The organism is Spirosoma aerolatum, assembly GCF_002056795.1.
Taxonomy (GTDB): Bacteria; Bacteroidota; Bacteroidia; order Cytophagales; family Spirosomataceae; genus Spirosoma; species Spirosoma aerolatum.
In genome coordinates this window covers 2,647,428-2,665,025 of sequence record NZ_CP020104.1, presented here as the reverse complement: position 1 = coordinate 2,665,025, position 17,598 = coordinate 2,647,428, and the positions used below count along the sequence as shown (strand labels likewise).

General features: G+C 42.1%; 16 protein-coding genes. 4 read left to right on the top strand and 12 right to left on the bottom strand.

The window, feature by feature from the left end; all coding sequences use genetic code 11:
- Window positions 1–186 precede the first annotated feature (186 nt).
- The 4 genes from B5M13_RS10685 to B5M13_RS10670 all read right to left on the bottom strand — a co-directional run bounded on the left by B5M13_RS10685 (window position 187) and on the right by B5M13_RS10670 (window position 2,597).
- Window positions 187–480 carry a helix-turn-helix domain-containing protein gene (locus B5M13_RS10685; protein ID WP_080055661.1) on the bottom strand — a complete coding sequence of 98 codons (294 nt, stop codon included), beginning with the start codon at window positions 478–480 and terminating at the stop codon, window positions 187–189.
- A gap of 13 nt (window positions 481–493) precedes the next feature.
- Window positions 494–805, bottom strand: a complete 312-nt coding sequence (locus tag B5M13_RS10680; protein ID WP_080055660.1) for a hypothetical protein — start codon at window positions 803–805, stop codon at window positions 494–496.
- Window positions 806–995: 190 nt separating this feature from the next.
- A complete protein-coding gene (locus tag B5M13_RS10675) occupies window positions 996–1,370 on the bottom strand; it encodes a hypothetical protein (protein WP_080055659.1) in 375 nt (124 codons plus the stop codon).
- A 384-nt stretch (window positions 1,371–1,754) separates the two neighbouring features.
- The gene (locus tag B5M13_RS10670) at window positions 1,755–2,597 is read right to left on the bottom strand and encodes an IS982 family transposase (protein WP_080054324.1); all 843 of its coding nucleotides are present in this window, start codon (window positions 2,595–2,597) and stop codon (window positions 1,755–1,757) included.
- 616 nt (window positions 2,598–3,213) lie between these two features.
- On the opposite strand from B5M13_RS10670, the gene B5M13_RS10665 reads away from it, so the two are divergent.
- The 4 genes from B5M13_RS10665 to B5M13_RS10650 all read left to right on the top strand — a co-directional run bounded on the left by B5M13_RS10665 (window position 3,214) and on the right by B5M13_RS10650 (window position 8,093).
- Window positions 3,214–4,083 (top strand): hypothetical protein, encoded by an 870-nt coding sequence (locus B5M13_RS10665; RefSeq protein ID WP_080055658.1) that lies wholly within the window; start codon window positions 3,214–3,216, stop codon window positions 4,081–4,083.
- A 488-nt stretch (window positions 4,084–4,571) separates the two neighbouring features.
- Window positions 4,572–5,294 carry a hypothetical protein gene (locus B5M13_RS10660; RefSeq protein ID WP_080055657.1) on the top strand — a complete coding sequence of 241 codons (723 nt, stop codon included), beginning with the start codon at window positions 4,572–4,574 and terminating at the stop codon, window positions 5,292–5,294.
- Between the two features lies 1 nt (window position 5,295).
- Window positions 5,296–6,204 (top strand): hypothetical protein, encoded by a 909-nt coding sequence (locus B5M13_RS10655; RefSeq protein WP_080055656.1) that lies wholly within the window; start codon window positions 5,296–5,298, stop codon window positions 6,202–6,204.
- Window positions 6,201–8,093, top strand: a complete 1,893-nt coding sequence (locus B5M13_RS10650; protein WP_080055655.1) for a formylglycine-generating enzyme family protein — start codon at window positions 6,201–6,203, stop codon at window positions 8,091–8,093. The genes B5M13_RS10655 and B5M13_RS10650 overlap by 4 nt, the downstream gene beginning before the upstream one ends.
- Window positions 8,094–8,418: 325 nt before the next feature.
- Here the strand turns inward: B5M13_RS10650 and B5M13_RS10645 are convergent, their stop codons facing one another.
- From B5M13_RS10645 to B5M13_RS10605, 8 genes are all read right to left on the bottom strand, one after another.
- Window positions 8,419–10,455 carry a hypothetical protein gene (locus B5M13_RS10645; RefSeq protein ID WP_080055654.1) on the bottom strand — a complete coding sequence of 679 codons (2,037 nt, stop codon included), beginning with the start codon at window positions 10,453–10,455 and terminating at the stop codon, window positions 8,419–8,421.
- 26 nt (window positions 10,456–10,481) lie between these two features.
- Window positions 10,482–11,957 (bottom strand): terminase large subunit, encoded by a 1,476-nt coding sequence (locus tag B5M13_RS10640; protein ID WP_080055653.1) that lies wholly within the window; start codon window positions 11,955–11,957, stop codon window positions 10,482–10,484.
- Window positions 11,938–12,441 (bottom strand): terminase, encoded by a 504-nt coding sequence (locus B5M13_RS10635; protein WP_080055652.1) that lies wholly within the window; start codon window positions 12,439–12,441, stop codon window positions 11,938–11,940. Before B5M13_RS10635 ends, B5M13_RS10640 begins: the two co-directional genes overlap by 20 nt.
- 27 nt (window positions 12,442–12,468) lie before the next feature.
- Entirely contained in the window at window positions 12,469–13,197 is a 729-nt protein-coding gene (locus tag B5M13_RS10630; RefSeq protein ID WP_080055651.1) for a hypothetical protein, read from the bottom strand.
- A gap of 478 nt (window positions 13,198–13,675) precedes the next feature.
- Window positions 13,676–14,890: a DUF6371 domain-containing protein gene (locus tag B5M13_RS10620; protein ID WP_155297228.1), complete on the bottom strand. Its 1,215-nt coding sequence runs from the start codon at window positions 14,888–14,890 to the stop codon at window positions 13,676–13,678.
- 137 nt (window positions 14,891–15,027) lie between these two features.
- The gene (locus tag B5M13_RS10615) at window positions 15,028–16,257 is read right to left on the bottom strand and encodes an AAA family ATPase (RefSeq protein ID WP_080055648.1); all 1,230 of its coding nucleotides are present in this window, start codon (window positions 16,255–16,257) and stop codon (window positions 15,028–15,030) included.
- A gap of 109 nt (window positions 16,258–16,366) precedes the next feature.
- Complete coding sequence (locus B5M13_RS10610; RefSeq protein WP_080055647.1) at window positions 16,367–16,642, bottom strand: helix-turn-helix domain-containing protein; 276 nt, start codon at window positions 16,640–16,642, stop codon at window positions 16,367–16,369.
- Between the two features lie 88 nt (window positions 16,643–16,730).
- Window positions 16,731–17,594 (bottom strand): hypothetical protein, encoded by an 864-nt coding sequence (locus B5M13_RS10605; RefSeq protein ID WP_080055646.1) that lies wholly within the window; start codon window positions 17,592–17,594, stop codon window positions 16,731–16,733.
- Window positions 17,595–17,598: the final 4 nt, after the last annotated feature.

Sequence of the window (17,598 nt, the reverse complement as noted above, 5' to 3'; positions counted from 1 at the left end):
GGTGATATTGATAAGTGGCTAGCAGTGGGATATGTTAGCCTTAAGAACCGTAATAAATAAATCCCTCGAAATGCATAAGGCGACTTACTGGCAAAAAGGTAATTACCGGCTTTTGTCGGTTCTGTCAGTAAGTCGGGCTATACGTCTCAGAAATAATAGTATATGGCTGGCAAAGCTCTTGTCTTATCACTTACATCGGTTAACTCTGCCAGTCGATAGCCATTCATTTATTATGGCCTTAGTATACCATACATCTTTGCCTTTTTTATAAGGCGTTAAGCCGAAACGCCGGTAATATAATAGGGAATCATATGAGCATTTCAGGTAATCTTGCGCTTCTTTGGTAGTCATAAGCTGACTTTCATCTAATTCTTTAGTCAAAGCAGTTATCTTTTCCTGGGCTTTCTGGAATGCGTCTACTGCTTTTAAAAGGGCATTCTTGTAGCCTTCGACTATCTCATGATCAATGACTATATTCATTTGTACAGTAATTTTATAGGTATTGCCACTGCTGTACGAACTGTATTTCTCTTTCTGTAACCGGATTTTCACCTCGTCTTTTCTTTCGGAAAGTACCAGGTGTTACATTGTGAAAGACGCAAAAGTCAGCTGTAAGAAATGATCGAAGGCTTGGACTTACATCCTTATAAGCTTGTCTCAACCGTTCAAATGGTTTTTGGGGCTTCTTATTGACCTTATCAAGCATATTAATAGCAGCTTGTAAAGCTTCTCGTAGAGATTTAATTAACTCTGTATCAATAATTTCCACAGCCGGTTCAACCTGTGGTCTTTCGTTTGTATTCATTTTCGTATTACAGTTTATTTGTTACATACATTATAAGTGAATTATTGAAATTATATAAGAAAAAATTACCTAACAAACATCTGATTATTAACTATTTAACAAAAAAAGCCCGACTCAAAATCGGGCTATACATTGAATGGCAGTTAACTATATTAGTAATGTGCAGTTATTATACAGTTGCCGATTCTAATTACTCAATTCGCGTACTGGCTTGATCTAAAACCAACACCGTTTCATTTGCCTCTTTCAAAGCAACCAGAAAATTAACCAGGTCCAACATTAAGTCTAAATGACGTTTGTTTTTGGGATTTTCCAAGTCAACAGAAGGGTTAGTGCTAGTAAGCCACACTCTTAGTAGCTCGTTAATCGACTCAATAGGACTTATACAATCCGTATAGTCTTTGACTAACTCAAGTAATGTTGTTTGAGCGTCTAAAAGTGCTTGGTTTACTTCCGAGCTTTGCCGATTGTCAACTATAGATAATGTTTGGCCTTCATTTTGGGCCATTTGTGGAATGGTAGTTGCAGATTCTGCCTTACCGACGTAGTTTTGCTCCGTGTTCATTTGATTTCAATAAGTTAGGTGAAACACTTGCCCTTCTGCTACGGTCGCCAAACTCAAGCATAAGGGCTTTTTTGTTGAGTACAAATGTAAGCTTTATTTGTATATATACAAATAAAGCTTACATTATTTTTTTAGTTGCCTTATCCTTTCTGGGGGGAATTTATCTATATCTATATAGTCTTTCAAACTCCCCGTTGGATCTGGTATTTGCACCTTTTCCAACAATCCTTTTGAAATTCTACTATAAATAGCTTGAGAAGAAACTCCACAAAGCTTTGCGTATTGATAGGGTGTGACGTATTTCATTGATATTTTTTATAATAAAGTTAAGTCTTTAATTGTATATATACAAGCAAGAGTATTCTGTTTAATTTATTAGCTAATCTAAGTTGTATGATACAAGTTTGATTCTAGAGCGTATGCAAGTAGAAATAAGACAAGCTTGATCAGGAAACCCGCTTCGGTAACGGCATGAATCTTTTGAGGAAATCGCAACTTGACTTGACTAAAAGCTTGTTCGATTGCCTGACGACGCATCTTCTTGTAAGCGGCTATCCAAATCGGGTCAGCCCGATGACTATTACTCTTGCGTTGAATCTGTAAGGAAATCTGTTCACAATCAGCGTACAGTTCCTCTTGTTCGTAGTCGGTGTAGGCAGCATCACCAAACACCTCGCTACCTGCGGGCAAATGCAAATGCATCATCTGAAGAGCTGTTATATCCGCGTACGAACCCGGAAGAATAAAAAATTGCACGGGCTGCTTAGTACTGGTGGTCACTACTTGCACCCGATACCCAAAGAAGAACCGTCGTTTGGAAGCAATTTTGCCTCGATACTCTTCCCCCTTGACCAACCGTGAACGGCTGATGCGAATATTATCGCAAACCGATACAGGAAATGAATCAATTAGATACTGACTGCTCACATTCAAGGCTTTAAAGAAGTCGGCCAAATAATAAAATAAGACACTCAAGGTATGAGCGAGTCGATGCAACCGGCGATTAAAGGCCGACTTTTCCAGCATAAGGACACCCTGCTTGTCCGCCATATAGAGCATGGCTGAAGCTTGGTTGCCCCCAAAGAAACGAGCCGATATGATGGCGGTAGTCAACACAATGCTGTCTGTTACTTTAGGTTTAGCTTGTGGTTTGGTCGATCTAGGGTGATTGGTTTCTAGAAAGAAATCATCTAGAAAGCAGTAAATTGCCACTACTTTTTCAGACATAGTCAGAGCGGGTTACTGATGTTTTCGCACCTCAAAGGTACTCTTGCTCTTGGCTATGTCTTTTTTCTTGGTGTCCCATCAAGCTATTTTCATACAACTTAGATTAGCTAGTGAAGAAATTATGGAAAGATTTTACGAGAATACATGTCTTTCACAAAAAAGGGTATTTTTCCCGTAGAAAAATGATCGCTAAAAACAGTAATTGCAAACTTCTGTTATGGCTTCAGACCATATTGCCAATAGGTATGTAAGTAAATTTTTCGGAGCTAAAAGTATTTGATAGTCAACTACTAAGAGGTAGATGGTTCTGTAAATTCGTGTACAATAGTATGTTGGGTGATATGTCGATACCTAGCTTCTATTTCCAGCATTCGGTCGACATGCCGCACTCGTCTGACAGGCACGCTTTTACGTTTCAGTTCGAGCTTCGGTCGACAGGATGCACTTGGGGATAGGGACAGCTTAACAAGCGGGGGGGGGGTGCGGTCGACAAGTTGCACTCTTCAGACAGCCGACAGGTCAGGTACGTTTCCGCTGACAGATTAGCCAATCAATAAGGACAGTTGGTAGAAACTCGAAGACGATATTTCACAGTAATATTTCATTAAGAAACCTAATGACAGACAAAAAATCAGTAGACAAGAAGCCAACTTGCGGTATAATAATGCCAATAAGTTTGATTGATAATTGTCCACCAGAGCACTGGTCAGATGTACTTGGAATTATAAAAGACGTCTGTATAACTAATGACTTCTTCCCTAATCTAGTAAGTGACGCAGATGATATTGGAGTAATTCATAACAGAATAATTGAAAATATTTACTCTAGCGATATTGTCATATGTGATGTGAGTTGCAAGAATGCTAACGTCATGTTTGAATTAGGAATGCGTTTAGCTTTTGACAAACCCACGATTATTATAAAGGATGATTTGACGGGGTACTCTTTCGACACTTCACTTATCGAACATTTAGAATATCCAAGAGACTTAAGATTTACATCAATTATTAAATTTAAAGAGAACCTTGGTAATAAACTTAAAGCGACTCACGAAAAAGCAACGAAGGATCCAAATTATTCAACATTTTTAAAAAACTTTGGCAAATACAAGATTGCTCATTTGGAAGACAGAGAAGTATCCTCTGACACTTATATTCTTAATGCCATAGAAGAGTTACGAAGAGACGTTAGAGTTATTAAAAACTATTCTATAAACGATAAAAGTGATGAAGTTTCAAGACTAATAAGAAGTAGGTCGATTATGGAAAGAGAAATGCTAGAAAAAGAAATTTCTGATGTGGACAGGCTTAAATTTAGAAAAGCTGTTCAGGAATACTTAAAAGCAAACAATATCAATGGTAAGCCGAAAGAATTAGACATGGAAATTGGGGCAATAATTGACGAGTTAGAGAAAAATAATGACCTGAAGCGAATTGCTGGTAATTCTTCAACTTTCAGACAATTAGTACGAGATAATATTTACTAAATTTCTTTAGAAGGTGGCTTTCGGGTGACAGGAGGCAGGCCGCAAAGTCAAGCCAAGCAGCCCAACCGGCAGGGGGTGTAAAGGCAGGCGAGTTGTTCGCCCGTTTCAGCTATCTTGCAGGGCCATCAACCCCCTGGGTCGTTGGGTGGTGCCAGACAGGTATAAAAATGAGTGTGCTCCATCGCTCCGGCGACAGGATGCACGTTTCGGACAGGCAGGCTTGTGAGTCTCCATTTCCGGCTCCGTGCGACAAAGGAAACTCCCCAGTCTGGCAGGTTTAAGCTTCCATTTCCAGGTTTCGGGCGACAATGCAAATGCCCCGGTTGGGAAGGTTGGGGTTTGTATTTCAAGGTTCTGGCTGACAAGCCAACCGCTCCAAAAAGGCAAGCAGTAGGCTTCCCGCTCAGTTTTATCGGCTAGTAAGTTTTAAATATAAAGCTCTATATTTGAGTTAATTACTATCCTTATTCTGTTTAATCTTGTAATCAATGAACAGCTATAGCGGGGCAGTGCTTTATATCGTACTCCTACTTCTTTCAACCTGTGCATTTAGTCAGACCACATTAAAAAAGCTGGACCCGGACACGCATTCTATGCCGAAGGAATGGGAGGTTTATTATACTAAGATTCCAGTCAGTGGTGGAGTAAGGGTGGGGGTCATGGCCTTCGAAACCAGCGAAAAGATAGCACCTACTTCTTTCTTCATTAGGATGCCACAACACACCCAATCTAAATTGTGCGTAGAGATTAGTTCTCGAGATGGTAGATACCAAGCTAAGGTACCTTATGAGATCCGTGGTTTTGAACCTGGCTTATATGAACTTAATCTACCTACTAAATATCGAAATGAACTCAAAAATTATACAATTAGAGATATAACCATCATAGCTAAAATTGTTAAGAATTGTGATCTAGAAGCGGAGTGTTATGTGCTGTCGGCTTGGAATAAACCTAACTTCAGTAGTCAACAAGTTTACATTTATTTAAATTCTGAACAGTATACAGAGCTAGTCCTGACTAATCCACGTAATTCGACTGAGCATATCCTTGAATGCGAAACGATTAATGAACCAATCAAAACTGCCTATAATTGTGTATGTAAAGTGGCTGGTTATAACCTCAATGAATTCTCCGAGATTCGAATTAGACGAACTATTCGTAAGATTACAACAAGATATTTTGACTTTTTAGATTTGCCAATTCGATTTTGAAATGGGTAAAAAAAATCTACGTAAAGTTGTAAGAATCGGTATTGGATTGATAATTTTAGTATTCTTTATCTATTCCCTTTTACTTTTATCCGATCCTATTACAACAATATTCAATATAAACGCTATAACCGAGCGGATATCAATCAGTTCGATTGACGAAAATGGTAGTGAGTTAAACTTAGACGGAGTAGACATTTACGGAACAGGTTTAAAGCCATTATACAAAGGATTTATCGGCCAGTTTAAACTCAACAAAGATGTATCGGTCACAGTAGAGCGAGTTGCTTATGGATCAGCTACACTGACTTTTCGTGCTCCAAAGGGACAGAAGTCAGGAACTTTGTATGATAGGCAAGAAAAATTGATAGACACTACAGGACATTACTTAGAAATAGCGATTAACAATCTAAGGATGAAAGCCGATAGTGGTCAAACATTTATTTTTTCATTCGATGGCAAGGTAAGTCTTGGGCGCTCGGTGGATCATGAAGTTGGTTACGAGAGTACTGCATTGCTTCGAAGCGGTAATATTAATATGACTGGAACCTCGACTTGGTCTGATAACTTCGACGCTGGTACTATTCAGCTTTACTTAGGTGACGAAATACAATTTCATGACCAGAGTGAAAATGCGATAGGTTTCATCACCTTAAATGAAAATCCTGGTATGCAGGTAGCCTACCGAGTAGTCGCCAAACAGGCCACTATTTTAAAACCAGGGCCCAAAATGGAAAAGTTGGAAGTGAGTGGAGTCAATGTCTCTGCAACGTCATTAGACCGCATTTCGAAAGCTTCCCTGTTCCAAATTATATCGCTGTTCTTCAGCATATTGCTCATTGCTACTAATCTAATTGCTTTTTTAATTGATGTTTATACTAACAAAAAAAATCTTTCCACCCTATTCAAATGAAATCTTGGCTTAATTACTTTACTGGACTTCTAATTCTTGTCTCGCATAACGTGTTTGGACAACAAGCAGTATACATAAATGCTCGTGAAAAGGGCACAGGTATACTAAAATCGCGGACGAGTGAATGCTTTGTTATTACACCTGCCCATGTGGTTAAAGCTGAAAATCGTCCATTTATGATCTTAGGCGCTCGAAATACTCTTTCTAGAGGTGAAAAAGTGCGGGAATATGAATCAGATCTCGCCATTACTAGAATTATAGACGGCGGAACTCTGAACTGTGAGGACTGGAACGTGGATCCGAATTACGAGGAGATATTAGCTAAAACCAATGAGGGATTTCTCGAAACTGCTCAGACAAATGGGGGTGTAAAATCAATGCAAGTATTTATATCAGAGAAAGACGAAACCACTATAACTGTACGTTCCCGCTTTTCTAATGATAAGATTATTAAAGGGATGAGTGGTTCTTTACTTTTTACATCCAAAAATGGAGATAAAGTTTATTTAGGAATGCTACTTGAGGTTAGTGGAGACGACGAAGGGATCGTCCTTCAGGCTAGCAAAATAGACAAAGTAATAAGTAGCTTTTTTGAAATAAAACCTGCCGCTAAAGGCAAGGCAATAAATCCAACTGTTAGTCAAGCCAATCGATATAAATCGATGATAAGTACTATTGACGAATTACTTCCTAACGCAACAAAAGCTTATGATTTATTTACTGATGTTATTTGGAAGCATCATGATTGTGACGTAGTAGAACAAGCAGTGAAAATCAATAAAATTATTGGCTTATCCCTAAAATCTTTAACGACAAAAATATACGAAGATGAAGCATTAGTTAAAGAATCAAACTTCAACATCCGCCCTATAAAAGACCTAATTTTAGAAATAGATCAATGGGATAAGGATTATAACCAACTAGCTGATAAACGTAAGTCTCCTTGTAAAATGCCAATGTTTGCTGCCATGCAGTACCTAATGTTACGAGGAGATTTAATAGAATTAAAAGCTGAACTTAATCAAAGATTGAATATTAAGGATCTTTCTTCTAAACCTAATGAACCAGTCAATAACCAACCCACTTCTATTAAATCCAATCCAACTAAATCCGATCTGGCTAAACCTAAGGCTAAACCTTCTCAAATAGTTAGCACCACTCGGCGATTCTTGAATTTACCCTTTGCCGATATGGTTTATGTTCCTGGCGGTACCTTTAGAATGGGTGATGATGAAGGTGAAAGCGACGAAAAACCGGCTCATAATGTGACTCTTAATTCATTCTTTATGGGCAAGTATGAGGTTACTCAAGGACAGTGGGAAAAGATAATGGGTAATAATCCATCACATCAGAAAGAGCCAAAGGCCTTTAGTAAAGAAGATTGTTCAGAATGCCCTGTTGAACAAGTTTCGTGGAAGGACACGCAGGAGTTTCTTAAAAAATTAAATGCTCTTACAGGGGAAAACTACCGTTTGCCAACCGAAGCCGAATGGGAATATGCCGCAGGAGGAGGAGCAGGCAAACGTACCCGATTTGGCAATGGTCAGGATGTGTTAACACAGAAGCAAGCTAATTACGATCAGTTAGCTAACCAACGAACTGATGATTACTTTATGAGGACGATGAAAGTAGGAAGTTTTCCACCCAATAGGTTAGGTTTACATGATATGGCGGGTAACGTGTGGGAATGGTGCAATGATTGGTCAGGAGACTACCCTGATTTTGATAAAGTTAATCCGACTGGCCCCTCTACAGGCACACGCCGAACATTGCGTGGAGGAAGTTATAGCTACCCTCCAAAATATTGCGAAATAACACATCGGACTACTCAAAGCCCATCGCACACTTTTATTGATATCGGCTTTCGGATTGTATTATCCGCTCCTTGAGTCAATGGTGATCGACACGATGTATTAGTCAGCGTCAAAAGACTCCCGTCAACAAGCCGCATTTGGGCGTCAGGCTAGCCCAAAAAAAATGGGTTCTGCCGATACGAAGTACTTGGGTATTAGGCGGCTTTGACAGATCGAAACATGGTCGGTCAAGCATTGCGCTCGGTCTTATAATTATGTGCGTTGTTGTCCGCTCCGCGTGGGGCGGCTCTCGGTCGACAGGATGCTGGCCGCAAGGTCAACGTTTGGCAGCCCAACCGGCAGGGGTTGTAAGGATTCAGTAGATAAGGCCAATAACTATACAAATCATTGGCCTTATCATTTACAGGGCTATTAAAGCTGCATTACAGACCTTTCCCGAACGATACGGGCCTAATTTGTTGAGGTAAAAAACATTGTCGTTTATCTCCAGGCTACCAGCCCGTACACCCTTTAGCCGAATAGGTACGCTTAAATCCAGCGTAGCCACTTCAGACGGTTCCAGGTAGACCGAAACGGTTAACATTCGCGGTCTGCGTAGTACCCGTTTTAGGGCTTTGAAATAGCGATCTAAAAGCGGTTGTTCAGTCTGGCCGAATACAGGCGAAAAAGCCAGGCTAAAACTATTTTGGTCGGTCCTTACACCTTCAGGACGAATAGCCCACCAGCAGCCCGTAAGTGTCACAGGCACCGTAACAATGTCGCCAGCAGGTGTAAGCGTTTTGGTCTGGACCGTTACGGTTTTGGTCGGATCAATCAGCACAATACGTGCCCCCGCGTCGTTCTTTTCTACGCTGGTTGTATCGCCTGATTTTTGAATTGTGCGCGTTTTAATCAGGATCGGTGCCCCGTAGCCGCCTATAACGTTTTGAGACTGTACAGCCGCCATAAATGGCAGTTCAAACAAAGGTTCCGTTCGCACATCCGGTAAGATGCTGGACAAGTACCCATCACCGTAACCGATGTTTGCCTTATCTTCGTTTTCTTTCCACTTGCACCAGTTTTTGGCCCCGTACCCCTCAATCTTTGGATCAAATTGCGGTTCTACCGATTCGTCTACGCTGGTTGACCAATCCCGCGCAATGGGAATTTTCGTAACGGTATCATCCAACGGCACCAGCCGAACTGTTTTCTTTAGTTCATCGACAACGTAAGTGCCCTGCATAGCTTTTGCAATGGTTAGCACCAGGTCAGAACACGAAATATCTGAAGGCAGATTCGGTGCCACGGGCCACATATCGCCCAAATGAACCGAAGCGTCAGGCGTGAAACTTACCCACATATCCCCCGAAGCCAGGCTAAAAAAGTACTGGTAGTCGGAAATTTCGGTTCGGCTGCTTCCTTTTAGTTTGATTCTGATTTCGTCGTCTTTTAGACAGTCTACTGACTCATTCAGCGTAAGCGTTTCGGGAATGTCTAACCCATCATAATAGCCACCCTTCGTATAGTAGCTGGTTGCTATCTCCTGGCCGTTCCTAAGTAGGATTAAGTTTATGTCAGCAGCCCCATATTTTACGATACTGATAAACTGAATTTGAACCTGAACCTTTAAACGCATCCGGTCTGGACAGATGTAAGTATAACGGTCTGTTTTGAATGGCTGTAACTTCCCTTGCTTATAGCCGTCCAAGATAAGATTGTCAACTGAAAAAGGTAATACCATATCTACAGGGCTGCCATTTTCTAGCACAATACTAGCTGTCCCTCCATTGGTTGTAATCCAGGCTGAACGGTCGTCTATCCATTGCTGATCGTGACTTTTTGGGTCGGCACCGACAAACGGCAAAGCCATTGCCAAAAATAACGGATCATTCAACCAGCCACCTACGGGTTTGTAACCCGCTTCTTTGCATATCTGGCCGAAAATAGTTTTCACAAATACACCAGGGTAAATAGTATCGTAAGGCACAATACCTGCATCTATGCCGCCGTAGTCGATCATAGGGTAAACAACACCGTCCGACGATCCCGCCACACTGGAAATGTGTTCGAGCGTCCAGGGATGATCTAAACCCGAAAGGTCCAGGGCTGTTAGGGCCTTGTCTTTGATGGCATCCCAAAAACTAAGCAGACTGTCAAATAAATTGGCCTTCCAGCCAGCTTGAAAGCTGTCAAACTCAATAAAGCCTTTAAAAATTTGCTCGCCTTCGTCAATTACGCTGGCTGGTAATTGGCGATAAGGCAAAGGTCCACCCGCGTCTACTTGTTCGCCCCCTTGCATAATGTCACGCATGGCCAGACTATCGGGTAGCGTAAAGGTGTTTGAGAAAGAAGCGGTACGTGTGTCAGGTTTTGATAAATCGTTACCCTGAAAGGTTAGGGTAAAATCGACTTCAGAAACCCACTGTCCATTGATATACAATCCATTATTACTTGTCATGATTTTAGCTGTCTAATGAGTACTATTTATTGGTTGAAATAGCTGGTTTTCTTACGCATTGGAATGCTCACTTTAGCCCGTCCTACTGGCACCTTGTATTTGGTATAGACCGCGCTGCGAACCGCATCTAGGGCATGGTTATAAGCATCTATTGGTGTGTTCGTAGCCACACCACCAGCCATGATCCATTGATAGTTTCGCACTTCTCGCCGTAGGTTTAAGCTCCGTTTGGTATAATGAACCTGATATTCTTTGAGCTTTTGAATGCCTGCATTTATGGAACCTGGCCCTTTCGTACACGCCTTTATATTCAGCCCTGCTAAGCGTTGCCCACTGGCCAGGGTAGTCCCTCTTTTGATTTCTTCAATGCTTTTCGGTTCTGCATTATCGGCAATCAGCTCTTCACGAGGGTTGACCTTAGCCAGATGAGCCCGTTCGATAATGTCAGGATTGGTTAGCCCTGTTTCGTAGATCAACTCATCGAGGTACAGTTTTCGGCCAGAAATGCCAATTCGGATCAGCGTAGTCGGGTCGTTGGAGTAGCCAAAATCCATCCCTAAGAATTGACTATCACAGGCCGGGAACTCATCCACTTCAATCCAATCAGGGAATACCATGGCTTCCGTAGAAGGTCTGGGATCTTGCTGGTAAAGGCTATTGAAGGTTAACGGGCTATTTTGTCGAATGGCTTCTAATCGTTGCTGTGAATGGCGTTCAGGCCATAAAGCCGTTCCTACAGGCCTTTGGTCATAGGGTACGATGTCAGCCGTTTTTAGAGCTGCAAAGCTGACCACTTCCCAACCTGTGGGATTGGCGTCAGACCGATACCCATCCCGTTCCAAAAAGCGGCCTGCTGGATCATCTTCATCCCATCTGGTAGTGACGTAGAGAATTTGGCTATCGTTGTGAAAACGGGTTTCGACCACATCAACAATCCAGTTCCAGGTATTTTCTCGAATCGTTAACGACTGAGCTTCTAAGCGGTCTTTTAACAGATCATCTAAGATCGCTATGTCGACTGGATCACCTGTCAGTGGTCCTTGTCGGCCTACTGACTTCAGTGAGCCATTATAGCCTACTAAATCAAATTGCTCAGTCGTTCTGGAAACGGCTTCATCTTTAGCACTCGCTAGGCGAACCGACGGAAACAAAATCTGATAACGAGGACTGGTTAACCGCTGCTGAATTTCGCGGTTAAACTTCTTGGCCTTAGAAGCGGCATAACTCAGTACCGCAATCCGTAGGTTCGGATTCAGGCCGAACAGGTAGGGCGGAAACGAACGAGTAGCTACTTCGCTTTTGCCATTTTGTGGAGGCATAAACACCATTAGCTTTTTGATTTCCTTTCTGGCTAAGGCTTGTAGCTGGTTACAGATCACAGCATGAAACCAGGTCATTTGGTAGTCAGGTTTAATCTGCTGGACAAATCGAGCGAAGTCACGCCGGGCTAATTCCCGGCGTACTTGCTCTAAGCGGACTAAATCAGGATTGATCGGCTGCATGGCTTACTTTGGTTTGTAGGTCAGTCAGCAGCTGGTTTAGCTGCTCGTCGGTCAGGCTGCTTAGATCGTTGGTTTCGATTTTGCCTGAATGAGCTACTTCTACCTTATCTCGCCAATCATCAGGCTGTCGGTTCTTCAGCCAGTTCAAAGCGGCACCTGCATCGGGGGGAATCAACTTCGTTACTTCTTTGGTGACGGTTAATTCTGCTCCGATCAGTTCACGGGTCACTTCGGTAAATTCAATGCCTGTTGCGCGTTTAAAAAAGCCTTCGGCTACGTTCATATCCGCTCCTACTTTTCCGGCTTTAACTGAGGCCGAAAATTCAGGGTGTTTCTTATACCACTCTTTAATGGTGGATTCAGCTACCTCGAAATGACTCGCTAAATCGGCATCCGTAGCCCCTTTTAGCAGGCAGAACTTACGGGCTTCTTCAACATATTCAGGCTTGTATTTAGTGGGGGCACCTCGCTTACTTTCTTTCATATCCTTTAGCTGTCTGTCATTAGTAGGCTATGCCTGTTGTGGAGATAAAAATTTAGTTGTGAAGCTTAGTTTACCCGCTTCATTGGCATAATGCTCATTGTAGTTGCCAATTAGACTAATCGCATAGGGTAAGGCATCTTGGATTAAATAGAAGGAACTATAGGGCTTAGGTTGTCGAAGTTTATCTATACGCTCCCGGATCTCTTCATCCGACAAGGTAGAAAGATCACTGACTTCCGGTAACCGAATATGTGGCCCTTCCAGATTGATTAACACGTAGCCAAAGCCAGGGTCATAGCCATATTCGTAGTAGTATTCTCGCTCACATGTGAGTTCGCCTAGGCTATTCCAAATCGCTTTTGGGGAGTTAAACGCTTCGTCGTTTTGGGCTGGATCAATTGTGACGTCCACCGATTCTGTCAAGGAACTGTCTGCATCCACCGTTATGGCTATGCGTTTAGTTCTACCTTGTGGAGTTCTGAAGTTCGGCTGAAACTGCTGACTGAAGACCGTGAAAAGAATTTCTTGTCGATTAGGGATTACAGTCCGTTCAATTTCAATGAGGGATATGGTTATTTCCAGCACATGATTTCGAAGCGGTTTGGCCTGCAAGTCTTGAGCATATTGAAAAGCGGCAAGTCTGGCGGATAATAAATTGGGGAGTTGAAATGTACGGGAATTACGGCGGCTCTTATCTGAAGGGTCAAAGGCTTCAACAAGGTAGCCAGGCACTGAGGGGTTTTCTTGGGGATTCATACTAAATTAGTTTATGAGATATGAGTTTGTAAAATGCGTTTTGCCTGGTTAATCAGTCGTTCTATGGCTAACCCTACTGGTAGGCCGTTTTGGTTTTGATAGTCCTCCCAGGGCGGTATTTGCTGGCCTGCTTTTGCCTTTTTGTCTAAGACGTCGACTACCACTAGGGCCAGGCTGATTAATGCGTCGTTTGGGTGTTTCATTATTTGTGTCTGATCTGGTTCGGATGATGTAGCCATTGGCACGTTTAAGAATTGTACCGTCTGAAGCGATAATTTCATCAGGGGTTAGTTTAACTTCCTGATAACCCCAACGGGTACGTTTAAACGTTACGTTATCACCACAGTGGTCATTCCTATGCCCATCAGGGTAGCCGTGCTTATGGCGTTGAGCGCAAAAAGGGCAAGGCTCTGTTTGGCTGGTGTTATCTTTTCGGAACAGGACTGCTACCGGATTGCCTAGGTACGTTTCATAGTTCTCACAAATGGGTAATTTGGGGGCTCTTCTCATGATTGATTATTGGTTTAAGTGTAGCATCCCATTCAGCGGGATAAGTATTATTGGGTTCGTTCGCTAAGACTTCACCGTAAATAATTTGATCGCTATCAGCAGGGAAGTAGCACGGACGGGTTAGTAGATCGCGCAGATCAATGTTCGTCATACTTGCTGGTGCATTCTTTTCGACATAATCCGTCACATGTAGTGATTGGACCAATGGCCGTAAAGCTTCAGCTTTTTGACACCAGTCATCATACTTTCCCGTGTCAGGCCATAAGGTCACATTGCGACCACGTAGTACACGGAATCGTTCAGGGGAATACCAGCTACCACCCGTGCTACCGCCTGTTGCTAACCAGATGTATTGCGGCCATATAATCGAACACACAATAGCCGTTGATTCGCCTTCTACGATAGCCACTGCTTTGTTAGGGTATTCCGTTAGTAGGTGTTCACCAAAGAAGCATTGCTGAAGGTTAGGCCGATTAGCTTTTGAATAGCAGGGTAGGAAACGGCCAACAATTTTACTCTTGTCTGTAAAGGGTTCTGTTGGTTTATAGCGTTTGGCTTTAACATCCCATTCTAAGGCTTGCTGATGGTTCTTTACCCGCCTTCCGCTCATGGCATCAAAGACAATAATCTTGATCTGGCAGAGCCGGTAAGCATAATCAAATTGAGGTAAGCAAGTCGCTTGATACCCGTAATACTGCCAGCGTCTTGAAGTACCTAATCGGTAGCGGGAAAAAACTTCCTGTGCTGCCTGTAGGCCATAGGTGAAGCTTAAGTACTCGTACAGCCCATTGTGCTCAAAGTGGGTTTGGCAACGCTGGTAGTATTCGATAGGAATATAATCAACGGGCTGAGGGGCTATAGCTACTTGAACAGGTCGTGGCTTAGGCTTATCAACTGCTGTGTCACCATAATACTCTTGAATCAGTTGGGCTTTGGCCGTATTGAAATCAAGATTATAGAACAGGCTGTAAGCTGTAACCGGGTAATACCGTTTGCCATTCTGAAAATCCTGAATGTAGGGTTTGCCTTGTTGATCAGCAGAAAAGTAAACTTCAGCACTATGTTTCGTTTGGTCGAGCAATCGTACTGATTGTTGATTTCTGGTCAATGGCTCTCCACACAATTCGGAAAGAATGGCTGTACCATGTTGTTGTTCTAAGGTGTCAATTGAGGTATTATACATGGTCTATCGTATTTGTTGACCTTAAGTGTGTTACCTATGTTACCTGTGTGTGTTGACACGCTTGACATACTGTGTTACCTATGTGTGTTAGCGCCTATATATAATAGGCGCTAACACACATAGGTAACACACATAGATTATAAGGCTGATTGAGGATTAGAATCTGGGGTAATTTTGTAGAAATCCCACTTGGCTTTTTCAGGACGAAACTTGGTTATCATACTATTCAAGACAATTCGCTGAATGAATTCCCGGGCACGTAATTGAGACAACGAGACGCCTATATGTTTGGAAGCTTCAATGATGTTCGTACTCAGTTGGCCATAAGCTAATTTATCCTCCTGGCTGAAAGCCCGTTCGACAATCGCTTTTAGGTTTTCAGGGGTCATGCTGTCTGCTGTTGCTGGACTGACTTTTCTTAGCCCCTGATTTCCATATCGTGCATTTGTATTGTCAGGGACATCATCAATTAAATAAGGCAAGCCTGTTTCATCGACAGCGAAGCAGAATGGTTCAAATTCCTGATTCCGGCAATACTCAGCTTTGACATGGGATATATCACGGTTTTTTTCATCTCTGGTTACGGTGATAACCGTTTCCGATTTGTTGACTAATTCGGTGCCTAGATGACCGCGAAGGTTTGTATCCGACTTATTTTGATGCAGTACACACATAATATGGATATTTAAGCGGTCGGTCCACTGTAGTAAGTGGGTCATAATTTCACTGGCTTGTTCAGCGTCTAAAACCGGATCGATCGCTAGGTCTCGGACTCCATCAATGACGACTAATCCGAGGCCAGGAGTATTGTTGATCGCATAATCAATGGCCTTTAGGCGAACGTCAGGTGCAAATGGGCGTAAAGAGTAGACCAGTAGATTAGGCGGATCATTGATCCCACATAGCCGACAAATCCGTTTTACGACCTTTAATACATGCTGCTTACTTTGCTCAGTATCGAAGAGTAGGACCGTACATTTATTGTTTGGCAGAGCACCCATTACTCTGTTTAGAACTAATGTACTGGACACAGCAGCAGCGATGGCGAAACTAACAGCGAATGTCTTTTTGGCTTTTGCTCTACCCGAAACGGTTGTAATGTTCCCTAACGTACCTACTATATACGTTTTTTCTTCTCGTTGAATCGTTAGACAGGCTGTATCTTCTTCAATTGTATCGGTAGGCCTTACCCTTGCCCCAGCTAATATGCTGGCAAAGTCAGTCTCAGACGATTTAGATTCAGGAGGCTTTAACTCCATTTCCTTGACTATATCCTCACGTGGTATCGACGTCTTTTTGCCGTTCGGATTATGCGTAAATTTGTCCCGATCTTCTAGTAAAGGGACCGTTGATTGTGGCGCACTCATTCGGTTCCTTTATTTTTTTCGGTAAAACAAGTTCGAATGCTGTAGATCGGATTCGGAGAATGATAATGGCATGTCTACTGTCGTATAAGGGCGTATGAAATTACTCATATTATCTCCCTCCCGCATTTAGATATGCCTGTAAATCAGATGGGTAGAAGTAAAGTCTACCAAACCGCTTGGTATGTTTAATTTTCTTAGCATTCTGATAAAGGGTCTGTTTGGCAATTCCAAAGCGTTTAGCCGCTTCATCTGTACTAACGGGCCTTTCGTCAGCTGTAGATGTGCTGATAGTTGTGCTACGTAGAAGTTGTAGGGTTTCTACCTGTTGTGCTTTAACTATGGCTAACTCTCGCGCCAGTTCTGCAATTGAAGTTTCTAGAAACATAAAAGCCTGTCGATTTGATGACAGGCCAAAATTGGGCAATCTATTAGTTGCGTTTTTTGCGGCAAATAATTAGCAAAGAAGTAGCAAATTAGGGTTGATTTAACCATTCTTTTATTCGTTGCTTATGAATAGCAATCTGACGCTTATCTTCATCATTAAATTCAGGGTTTAAACGGTTCAGAGCAGCATTAAGGCCCTGTGGAGAAGATTTAAACATAAAAGAAACTTGCAAGGCTCTCCACAAAGCAGTTTTATTGTTTTGTGTTGCTGTTGCTGTAATATGCCCCATCTGAATCAATGCCTCAAGCATGTATGCATAGAATCTTGGTTCCAAACCTATATATTCTTTCTTAAGAATAGACATAAGTTCAGTTTTATTATCTCCTATCAGATAGGTTTCAAATCCAAGTTGACTATTGTCAGCACCAGAGGCATTATTAGAAGGTTGGGCAGCTACTTTTGATTTACTTACTTTTTTACCTTCTATTGAGTCTGGCAATAATTCTGATGAATTTTTTAAACTTTGAATCTGCTCTTCTGTTGATCGAATTTCATCAAGTACATAGTCTTTATACTTCTGTTTTTCGATAATATCCGAAGTGCGAAAAATGCGTTTTGGCTTACCATTGGGGTAGGTTGGAGATAACCAAGACTCAACATTACGTGTCAATTCGTCTTTTAACCACAGCAGACGAAAGTGAGCAATATCGGTAGAAGTGTTAACAAAGTCATTATTGACCCGTTCACTTATAAATGCTTTCAAGTCTTGGTTGTACTTCTTTTGTCTGTGTTCTTTAAGCAATTGGTAATCATGCGTGGGTACTGGTATGGGTTTTCCCTGCCGTTCTAGGTACTCATTATAAGGTTTCATTATCCCTTCATGGAAGGCCTTGCTTCCTGTATACTTTAAAGGCTTTCCGCCTTGTTCAGGATCTCCGTCGTAAATAGTCATAGAT